Source organism: Intrasporangium sp., from assembly GCF_036566125.1.
GTDB lineage: Bacteria > Actinomycetota > Actinomycetes > Actinomycetales > Dermatophilaceae > Intrasporangium.
Window position 1 is genome coordinate 1 of record NZ_DATCWX010000058.1, and the last position, 9,650, is coordinate 9,650.

The 9,650-nt window shown below is 70.8% G+C and carries 9 protein-coding genes; 4 read left to right on the forward strand and 5 right to left on the reverse strand.

Translation table 11 applies throughout. The features are described 5' to 3' along the window. Positions 1–331, reverse strand: a 331-nt coding sequence (locus VIR15_RS03355) for an amino acid permease (protein ID WP_331926058.1), incomplete at its 3' end; no start/stop codon positions are given. Between the two features lie 80 nt (positions 332–411). Here VIR15_RS03355 and pdxR point away from each other — a divergent pair. Further along, entirely contained in the window at positions 412–1,839 is a 1,428-nt protein-coding gene (gene pdxR / locus VIR15_RS03360) for a MocR-like pyridoxine biosynthesis transcription factor PdxR (protein WP_331926059.1), read from the forward strand. Positions 1,840–1,873: 34 nt separating this feature from the next. Here pdxR and VIR15_RS03365 read toward each other — a convergent pair whose 3' ends face one another. Next, on the reverse strand, positions 1,874–2,560 hold the full coding sequence (locus VIR15_RS03365) for a hypothetical protein (RefSeq protein WP_331926060.1): 687 nt from the start codon (positions 2,558–2,560) through the stop codon (positions 1,874–1,876). A 79-nt stretch (positions 2,561–2,639) separates the two neighbouring features. Here VIR15_RS03365 and VIR15_RS03370 point away from each other — a divergent pair, with 79 nt between their 5' ends. Further along, positions 2,640–3,425, forward strand: coding sequence for an SGNH/GDSL hydrolase family protein (locus VIR15_RS03370; protein ID WP_331926061.1), 786 nt, complete (start codon positions 2,640–2,642; stop codon positions 3,423–3,425). A 34-nt stretch (positions 3,426–3,459) separates the two neighbouring features. On the opposite strand, the gene VIR15_RS03375 is transcribed toward VIR15_RS03370, so the two are convergent. Then, entirely contained in the window at positions 3,460–3,855 is a 396-nt protein-coding gene (locus tag VIR15_RS03375; RefSeq protein WP_331926062.1) for a DUF2237 family protein, read from the reverse strand. A 119-nt stretch (positions 3,856–3,974) separates the two neighbouring features. Here VIR15_RS03375 and VIR15_RS03380 point away from each other — a divergent pair, with 119 nt between their 5' ends. Together VIR15_RS03380 and VIR15_RS03385 are read left to right on the forward strand one after the other, a co-directional pair. Beyond that, positions 3,975–6,089: a penicillin acylase family protein gene (locus tag VIR15_RS03380; RefSeq protein ID WP_331926063.1), complete on the forward strand. Its 2,115-nt coding sequence runs from the start codon at positions 3,975–3,977 to the stop codon at positions 6,087–6,089. Between the two features lie 4 nt (positions 6,090–6,093). After that, positions 6,094–6,384, forward strand: coding sequence for a hypothetical protein (locus tag VIR15_RS03385; RefSeq protein WP_331926064.1), 291 nt, complete (start codon positions 6,094–6,096; stop codon positions 6,382–6,384). Between the two features lie 152 nt (positions 6,385–6,536). Here VIR15_RS03385 and VIR15_RS03390 read toward each other — a convergent pair whose 3' ends face one another. Next, positions 6,537–7,634 carry a DNA polymerase IV gene (locus tag VIR15_RS03390; RefSeq protein WP_331926065.1) on the reverse strand — a complete coding sequence of 366 codons (1,098 nt, stop codon included), beginning with the start codon at positions 7,632–7,634 and terminating at the stop codon, positions 6,537–6,539. Positions 7,635–7,800: 166 nt separating this feature from the next. Then, on the reverse strand, positions 7,801–9,447 hold the full coding sequence (locus VIR15_RS03395) for an FAD-binding dehydrogenase (protein ID WP_331926066.1): 1,647 nt from the start codon (positions 9,445–9,447) through the stop codon (positions 7,801–7,803). Positions 9,448–9,650: the final 203 nt, after the last annotated feature.

Here is a 9,650-nt window from a genome sequence, read left to right on the forward strand (position 1 = left end):
GGCCGCCGAACGCCCGCCGGACATAGGTCGACACGCCGCCCGTGTCCGGCAACCGGGCGCCCAAGGCCGCGAACGTCGCCGCGAGGGGCACCGACAGGAGGACGAGGGCGGCCCAGGCGACGAGCGAGGCGGGCCCGGCCACGTCAGCGGCGAGCGCAGGCAGCGTGATGACCCCGGTGCCGAGGACGGCGCCGACGGAGAGGGCGGTGCCCTGGGCGACGGTGAGCGTGCCGTGGCTCGGGTGTGGTTCGGCGGTGCGGGCGCGCGGGGTAGATGTGCCCGCGGACGTCACGCCCGATGACGCGGTGCCTTGTCTGGTGGACGGTGCCATAGATCCATGCTCAGGACTGGTTGGACCGCTGAGCAGGTCCGTTTACCCACAACCGGGCTGGTCCGCTCTACCCTGCTGGGGTGACCATCCACGTGAGTCTGGACTCGCCGGGCGACCGGACGGCGCGGATCTATGTGGCCCTGCGCGAGGCGATCCTCGACGGGCGGCTGGTGAGGGGTGACCGAGTCCCCGCCACGCGGGATCTTGCGGGGCAGCTCGGCGTGGCGCGCGGCACCGTGACATCTGCCTACGACCGGCTCGTGGCCGAGGGCTTTCTCGAGAGCCGCACCGGGTCGGGGACCTTCGTCACCGACGTGGGGCTCACGACGGGCGCCGACGACCATGCCCGGCGAGCCAGGACCGGCGCGGTGCAGCCGCTCGCGATGTGGCTGGATCCGGGCCGCGAGCCGGAGCGCCCGCTCAAGGGCCGGATCCATGACCTCTACCCGGGCGTTCCGGACAATCGGCTCTTTCCGCTCGAGACCTGGCGTCGGCTCGTGTCCACCCAGCTGCGCCGATCACGACTCGACGACCTGACCTACGTCGGTCGAGGACACCGGCGACTGCGCGAGGAGGTCGCTCGTCACCTCGGTCTGGCCCGGTCGGTCGCCTGCTCGGGCGAGGACGTCATCGTGACCGTCGGCGCCCAGCAGGCCATCGACCTCGTCGCCCGCGTGCTTGTCGAGCCTGGGACTGTCGTCGCCGTCGAGGACCCCGGCTACTCCGCAGCCCACCGGCTCTTCGAGACCCACCGTGCCGTAGTGCGCGGAGTGCCCGTCGACCGCGAGGGCCTCGTCGTCGAGGCGCTTCCGGACGACGCCCGGGTCGTCTACGTGACGCCGTCCCATCAGTTCCCGACCGGGGTCGTCATGTCCCTCGCACGCCGCGCCGCTCTGCTGCGATGGGCGGTTGACCACGATGCGGCCATCGTCGAGGACGACTACGACAGCGAGTTCCGCTTCTCCGACCGTCCGCTGGAGCCGATCCAGAGTCTCGACCGCGAGGGCCGGGTCATCTACGTCGGCACGTTCTCCAAGTCCCTCATCCCGGCCCTGAGGGTGGGGTACCTCGTCGCCCCCTTGTCACTGCAGCAGGCCTTGCGCGAGGCGAGGCGCGTGAGCATGTGGGAAGGCGACGTCGTCACGCACGGCGCCCTGGCGGACTTCATTGCAGAGGGGCACCACTCCGCGCACGTGCGCCGAGCGAGCCGGGTGTACGGCGAGCGGAGGAGGCAGCTGCTCGCCGAACTGTCCCGCCATCATGACGTGCTCGAGGTGGTGCCCTCCATCGCGGGTCTGCACGTGTGCGCGCACTTCCGTGACCAGAGCGTCGACGACCGGTCCGTCGTTGCGGAGGCGGCCCGGCACGGCGTGCGCGTCGAGGCGCTCACGCCGCGCTATTTCGAACAGCCGCCCGTGCAAGGGCTCGTCATGGGGATCGGCACCATCGAGGTGGGCGCCATCGAGGACGCGGTGCGCCGGCTCTCTCTCGCGCTCCCCCGCAGCTGACTCGCGCCTCAGCGGGGCTGTCGCGGCACGTCGCTCAGGGCGGAGGGGTCGTGGTGCCGGTCGCCGCGGGTATCGGCAGGACGAGGTTCGTGCGCAGGGCGCCGTTGACCATCGCCAGCAGGACGCCCACCTCGGACCGGATCACGCCGTAGCGTGCGGGGGCCTGGGGCGACCCGGCAAGCGCCTCGGCGGATGCGGCGTCCGCGAAGAGCCGGAGCGAAGCCACCCGGCCGAACCAGCTGGGCGGGTCCAGTCCGGGCGGCGCAGCGGTCCCCTCGAGCGACGTCAGATGGCGGGCCAGCGCCTCGAACTGCAGGGCCGCGCTCGGGCCGGTGCCGCCGCTCCTGTCGAGAGCCGAGATGTCACCGATGATCGCCTGGTAGCTTGCGAGCGCCGTGGCCTGGTCGAAGGGGGCCGTCGACGTCACGACCGGTCGCGGCGGCAGGGTCACCGTCACCGTCGGGGTCGCCAGGACCGTCGTGGGCGTGACGACGGTGGTCGTCGCGGTGACCGTGGTGGTCACCGTTCGCCATTCCGAGACGGTCACGGTGGCCGGCGACGGGGTGGTCCCGGGCGGGGCCTGACTGAGCTCGATCTCCGGGTTGCCCGAGCAGGAGGCCACGCCGGCAACCGCCGCCGACGCGAGCACGGCAGCGCAGACTGTCGCAGCGCTGACCCTGGTAGCGCTGGTCCGTGTCACGCGGAGTCGGACGACTCGCATGGACTCCTCCGGCGGCGCCACTCGGGGAGGGGGTGATCGGGCGTGACCGACACGAGGCGCCGCTCACTGATTGTGCGACGTGGGCGCCGGTTGTGGGGGAAAATCGGCAGATTGCTCCCACGCCAAGGGCTACCTCAACGGCTCTGGGGACGACCCGCAGGGCGGTTACGTCGGCCCGGTGCTGGCGTCCCTGCGCACCGACCACCCGAAGACCAAGCTGGTCAACCTCGCCTGCTCGGGTGAGACGACCTCCACCCTGATCAACGGAGGGCGCTGCGACTACGAGGAAGGCAGCCAACTCGACCAGGCAGTCGAGTTCCTCCACGCGCACCGCCGCTACACCCGGCTCGTGACCATCGACATCGGCGGCAACGACATCGCCACGTGCGGCTTCCAGGGCCTCCCGCCCACGTGTGTGGCCGATGGGCTCGCGACACTCCGCGCCAACCTTCCGGTCATCCTCGACCGGCTGCGTGCGGCCGCTGGGCCGGACGTGCAGATCGTCGTGCTCAACTACTACGACCCGTTCGTGTCGCTCTGGCTCCTCGACACCCCGACGACGAGCGCTGACGACTTCTACCGCGACATCGCCGTCGCGTCAGTCCAGCTCCTGACGGCCAAAGACGGTGTCAACGGCCTCATCGAAGCCGCGGCGGCCGACGTCGACGCGGATGTCGCCGACGTCGAGACGGCGTTCTCCACCCTCGCGTTCGAGCCGACCGTCCCGCTGCCCGGTCACGGCGACGTGCCACTCAATGTCGCCCGCATCTGCCAGTGGACGACGATGTGCACCAAGCTGGACTTCCATGCCAACCCGGCCGGCTACGGCGTCATGGCCACCGCTGTGGAAGCGGTGCTCGACTGACCCGGCCGAGCGGGTGCTGCCTTGAACCCAGCTGTCACAGAAGGGAACTCGGGTCGTCAGGGACGTCAGCGGCATACGACTGGAGGAGCTGGAGCGGCACGATGTCGAGGGCGCGCTCGTGGGTGGCAGCGAGGACGACGGGCGCCGCGAATCCGGCCTGGTGGGACTCGAGCCAGCGCGTCGCGACGACGCACCAACGGTCGCCGGGAGTGAGCCCGGGGAAACGCCACTCGGGGCGGGGCGTGAGGAGGTCGTTGCCGATGCTGCTCTGGTGCTCGAGGAACTCGGCGGTCACGACGGCGCAGATCGTGTGAGTGCCGCGGTCCTCCGGGCCCGCGGTGCAGAACCCGTCGCGGTAGAACCCGGTCAGCGGGTCGGCGCTGCACAGCTCGAGGTCACCACCCAGAACGTTGCGTTCTCCACGCGCCATGGGGCAAACCTAGCCGTATGCCGCTGGGCCCGGTCGCGCTCACCGTGCCCTGGTGATCGGGCTGGCTTCGGCTGGAATTGCCGTGGACGCGGGCGGGTTGGCTCGTGATGCTGTCCGGCATGAGTGGTCTGGTCGTCCGTGACTCCCATGGCATCCCCCATCTTCGGGCAGCGACGGTCCTCGACCTGGCCAGACTCCAGGGGCTGGTGACGGCGGAGGACCGGGCCTGGCAGCTCGAGTGGTTCCGATGGCGGATGGAGGGACGAACGGCTGAGTACGTCGGCGATGACGGCGTGCCGTGGGACCGCTTCGCTCGGCAGGTCCGGCTCGAGCCGACGGCGCGGGCCTGCTACGAGCGGCTCGACGAGGAGACCCGGGCGTGGGTCACCGCGTATGTCGAGGGTGTCAACGAGGGGATGCCGGCAGGTCTGGAGCGAGCCCCGGAGCTGGGGCTGCTCGGCCTGTGCGGGTTGCATGATGACGCGTTCCGGCCGCGTCCCTGGGAGCCGTGGACACCGCTCGGGGTCTTCTGGGCGATCCATCTGCTCTTCGGCACCTTCCCCGCGAAACTCTTCAACGACCACGTCGTGCACCGGCTCGGCGTGGACTGGCTGCCGCTCTTCCATGCCGAGGGCGTCACCCAGTCGGGAAGCAACGCGTGGGTCGTGGTTGGCGAGCGGACCGCCAGTGGCCTTCCCCTCATTGCCGGAGATCCGCACCGGATCATCGAGCTGCCCGGCTGCTACCAGCAGATCGGGCTGGCGTGCGACGAGTTCGACGTCGTCGGTCTCGCCTTCCCCGGCGTGCCCGGAGTGCAGCACTTTGCCCATGCCGGCTCGGTCGCGTGGGGCATCACCAACGCCATGGCCGACTACCAGGACCTGACCCGTGAGGAGCTGCGCCGACACGACGACGGGTTTGTCGAGGCTCGTTGCGTCGCTGGCTGGGCGCCCGTCACCCACTACCTCGAGACGGTGCGCGTCCGTGGTGCCGACGCGGTCGAGGTGCCCGTGGTCGTCACGGAGCGTGGGCCGGTCGTCACCGGACTCGAGGGTGGCCTCGAGGCGGCGCTGTCGCGAGGAGCGTCAGTCGGGTCGCCAGCGGCAGGCGCCGACTGCTTCAGCCTGCGCACGCCGTCGCAGCTGGCCCTCGACCTCGGGTTCGAAGCCTTCCTGCCGCTCCTCAGGTCCCGGACGGTCGACGACGTCGAGTCGGCGCTGGGCCGCTGGGTCGAGCCGGTCAACAGTGCCGTGGTGGCGGACGCCGGAGGGCGCGTCCGACACCTGGTGGTGGGCCGGGTTGCGGAGCGGGACGCCTTGAACCTCGAGGTCCCTGTCGACGCCTGGGATCCGCGGCATGAGTGGCTCGGCTGGCGGCGCGGCCCGGCCACGGAGATCCACGACGTCATGGTGAGCGCCAACGACCGCCGCAGCGGTGGCGGCCTGGGTGTCGAGTACGCCTCCCCGTTCCGTGCCGACCGGATCCGCGACCTGGTCGGCGACCGGCACGGCCTGACCCCGGCCGACTTCCTCGCGATCCACGTCGACACCCTGAACGGCCAGGCCCAGCTGATGCGCGAGCTGGTTGCCGCTGCGGAGGTGTCCGGTGCCGCTGCGGGGGTCCGCGACGAGCTGCTGGCCTGGGACGGGCGCAGCGTGCCGGACAGCCGCGGCGCCGCCGTCTTCGCCGAGTGGCGGCATGCCTTCGTCCGTTGGCTGACCGAGCACCGTGCGCTGGCGCCGCTGCACGAGCCCACCGGACACTCGCGGCTCTTCACGACCTGGCTGACTGTGCCGCTGCAGATCGGCATCGGCTGGCCGTCGATGGTGCGAGGAGCGTCCGGCCACGGGATCGACGTGGCGGCCGGCGTGGCCGAGGCCCTGGCGCGCGTTGCGCTGCAGGGGGACGAGGCAACCGTGTGGGGCGACCGTCACTGGTTCGATCCGGTGCACGCCCTCGACGGGCTCGGCGGCGTACCGACGGCACCGGACGCCGCCGTTCCGGGCGACAAGGGGTGCGTCCTCGCAGCTGCAAGTGCCCCGGGAGTGACGGACCGCTGCTACGTGGGCCCAGTGGCGCGGTACGTGTGGGACCTGGCCGATCGGGACGCGAGCCGGTGGGTGGTTCCCATGGGAAGCTCTGGCGTCGAGGGCGACGACCATTTCGCCGACCAGCTGCCGCTGTGGCTCACGGGAGGCTCCCTGTCGACGGCGGCCACTGCTGTGCGAGAGTGACGCCGTGCCCTCCACGCTGACCCGCGCGACGATCACGTGGTTCGTCGTCGCTGGCGTCTCTGGTGTGGCGGCGGTGTTCCTGCACCTGTTCCGCTCCGCCTTCGGGGGCGGGAGCACGGCGCTCGTGCTGGCCATCGCGGCCTACGCGGCGACCGCCCTTGCTGTGGTCAGCGTCTACCGCGGCGTGATGTCGGCAGCATCCGAGCAGGACCGGGCACGGCGCAATGCTGAGCGGGAGCGTGAGGTCGCCGACCGGCTGGCGCGGTGGGAAGGCATGCGACCCCGGGACCACTGACCGCCCTCACCTGATCGAGTGAACAAGAATCGGGGCTGGCCCAACTGATCGAGTGAACAAGAATCGGGGTCAAGGCTGACTTGCTGACTGAATGAAACCCGAAAGGTGTTCACTCGATCGGGCGGTGACCGCAAAAGCCGTTCACTCGATGGTTAGAGGCGGCCGCGGATCGGCGTCCGGTCAGCCGGGTCTCCCTCATCGGGCATGACCATCTCGGCTCGCACCCCGAGCAGCCGCACCTCGCGGCCGGGCTCGACCGTGTCCGCCAGCGCCACCGCAGCCGCGACGACGTCGTCCTTGTCGTGGGTTGGCGCCTTGAGCTTGCGCGCCTTCGTCTGCGTGAAGAACGGTGCGTAGCGGATCTTCAGCGTGACCCGGTAGACGGGCCGCCCCTCCTTCGCGACGTCCCCGTGGACCTGCTCGGCGAGCGCGCGAACGGCGTCGCGGACCTCCTCTGGAGTGGTGAGGTTCTGCTGGTAGGTCGTCTCCCGGCTGTGCCCGCGGGCGATCCACGGGCTGTCGTCGACGACGGCAGAGCCGAGACCGCGGCCGAGCTCGCGATACCAGGTGCCCATCCGGGGGCCGAACTCCGCGACGAGCGCCGCCTCGTCCGAGTAGGCGAGCTGTCGCACCGTCTCGATGCCGAGCGTGACGAGGCGCTTGGAGATCTTCGAGCCGACCCCCCACAGGTCGATCGTCGGGCGGTCGCCCATGACCTCGAGCCAGTTGTCCTTGGTCAGGCGGAAGACGCCTCGTGGCTTGCCGAAGCCGGTCGCGATCTTCGCGCGGATCTTGTTGTCCCCGATGCCGACCGAGCAGTACAGCTCCGTGGCGTCGAGCACCGCAGCCATGGCCTCCCGGGCGAAGGCCTCCGGGTCGCCCGTCGTCACGCCGACGAACGCCTCGTCCCAACCGAGGACCTCGACGACCACCGGGCCGTGCTCGCTCGCGAGTTCCCGGAGGGTGGCCATCACCTGCTCGGAGGCGGCGTTGTAGGCATCCGCGTCCACCGGCAGGATGATCGCGTCAGGCGCCTTGCGGGCCGCGAGCCGGAGCGGCATCCCCGAGCCGACGCCGAACTCGCGGGCCTCGTAGGACGCGGTCGACACGACTGCGCGCTCCGTCGGGTCGCCACGCCCGCCGACGATGACGGGCTTGCCGGCGAGCTCGGGACGCCGCAACACCTCGACCGCCGCAATGAACTGGTCGAGATCGACGTGCAGCACCCACGGGCGCGCCCCCTCTGCCATGCGCCCCATCATGACCCACACCCAGACACGCAACACACCCGCTTATCGAGTGCTGACCCCTTCTGCAGCACGCCCAAGCGCGCGGTAAGCGGGTGTGTTGCGGGTTGGACGGGGTCGGGCCGGTTGGACGGGTCCGGGCAGGGGCGGGGGAGTGGTGGGCAGGGGGCTACAGCGCTGCGGCGGCGGCGCGACCAGCGGTCCGCCCGCTGAACAGGCATCCGCCGAGGAAGGTCCCCTCGAGCGAGTTGTAGCCGTGCATGCCGCCCCCGCCGAAGCCCGCCACTTCCCCGGCGGCGTAGACACCCGGCAGCGTCTCGCCGCCCTCCGTCAGGACGCGGGCGGACAGGTCGGTCTCGAGGCCTCCGAGCGTCTTGCGCGTCAGGATGTTGAGACGGACGGCGATGAGCGGCCCTGCCTTCGGGTCGAGGATCTTGTGCGGTGACGCGACTCGAATCAGCTTGTCGCCACGATAGTTTCGCGCCCCACGGATGGCGGTGATCTGGGCGTCCTTGGTGAAGGCATTGTCCAGCTCGTTGTCACGGGCCACGATGAGCCGCCGGAGCGCCTCCTCGTCGATGAGGTCCTCGCCGACGAGAGAGTTCATCCTGCGGACCAGCTCCCCGAGACCCGTGGCGACGACGAAGTCCTCGCCGTGTCGCTTGAACGCCTCGACGGGCCCCGGCGCCCCGGGTCGGACCCGTCCCAGCACCTGCCGCACGTCCTTCCCGGTCAGGTCCGGGTTCTGCTCGGACCCGGACAGGGCGAACTCCTTCTCGATGATCTTCTGCGTCAGGACGAACCACGAGTAGTCATAGCCCGTCGACATGATGTGACGCAGCGTCCCCAGGGTGTCGAAGCCCGGGAAGTACGGTGCGGGCAGGCGACGCCCCCGCGCGTCGAGCCACAGCGACGAGGGGCCGGGCAGGATGCGGATGCCGTGGTTCTCCCAGATCGGGTCCCAGTTGCGCAGGCCCTCGGTGTAGTGCCACATCCGGTCCGGGTTGATGAGGCGTCCCCCGGCCGCCTGGGTGATCTGGAGCATGCGGCCGTCGACGTGCGCCGGTACGCCCGCGACCATCCGTGCCGGCGGAGTCCCGAGCCGCTCCGGCCAGACGCGCCGGACCAGGTCGTGGTTGCCGCCGATGCCGCCGCTCGTGACGATGACGGCCTGCGCGGTGATCTCGAAGTCACCGACCTCGTCGCGGTTCGTCGCCCTGCCGCGGGCGGCGTCATCGGGCGCCAGCACCCGGCCACGGACCCCCGTGACTGTGCCCGTCGTGACGATCAGCTCGTCGACCCGGCGCCGGAAGGCGAGCGTCACCCGTCCCCGCGCGACGCCCTCCCGGACACGGCGCAGGAACGGCTCGACGAGGCCGGGACCGGTGCCCCACGTGATGTGGAACCGAGGCACCGAGTTGCCGTGGCCGTCGGCGCGGCCGTCCCCACGCTCGGCCCACCCGACGACGGGGAAGAGGCGGTGTCCCTGCTGGTGCAGCCAGGACCGCTTCTCGCCCGCGGCGAAGTTGAGGTAGGCCTCCGCCCACCGTCGCGGCCACAGGTCCTCCTCACGGTCGAAGGCGGCGCTGCCCATCCAGTCCTGCGTCGCGAGCTCGAGGCTGTCGCGGATGCCCATCCGTCGCTGCTCGGGGCTGTCGACGAGGAAAAGGCCGCCGAAACTCCAGAACGCTTGTCCCCCAAGGGATTGCTCACCTTCCTGGTCGAGGAGCACGACACGCTTCCCAGCGTCGGCGAGCTCCGCGGTGGCGACGAGACCGGCCAGCCCGGCCCCCACGACGACGACGTCCGTTTCCATCCGTGTCCCTTCCTCGCAAGCAATCAGCCCGTACGCCGCTGAGCTCGCTTCCGTGTGCGCGTCACGTTACCGAGGGGTTGCCTTGGGCGGGAGGGCTGGGACGGCACGGACCCCGGGAGCGAGCTCAGCGGCATACGACATGGGTGTTCTTCGCCTGTGGCGAATCCGCTTGGGGCAGAGAGACACCTCGCTGGCGGCGGCGG

What these genes read in the sequence shown, in the direction of transcription:
- VIR15_RS03365 (WP_331926060.1), bottom strand. Translation starts at nt 2,560, where the DNA reads ATGCGAGTCGTCCGACTCCGCGTGACACGGACCAGCGCTACCAGGGTC.
- VIR15_RS03375 (WP_331926062.1), bottom strand. Translation starts at nt 3,855, where the DNA reads ATGGCGCGTGGAGAACGCAACGTTCTGGGTGGTGACCTCGAGCTGTGC.
- VIR15_RS03380 (WP_331926063.1), top strand. Translation starts at nt 3,975, where the DNA reads ATGAGTGGTCTGGTCGTCCGTGACTCCCATGGCATCCCCCATCTTCGG.
- VIR15_RS03390 (WP_331926065.1), bottom strand. Translation starts at nt 7,634, where the DNA reads ATGGCAGAGGGGGCGCGCCCGTGGGTGCTGCACGTCGATCTCGACCAG.
- VIR15_RS03395 (WP_331926066.1), bottom strand. Translation starts at nt 9,447, where the DNA reads ATGGAAACGGACGTCGTCGTCGTGGGGGCCGGGCTGGCCGGTCTCGTC.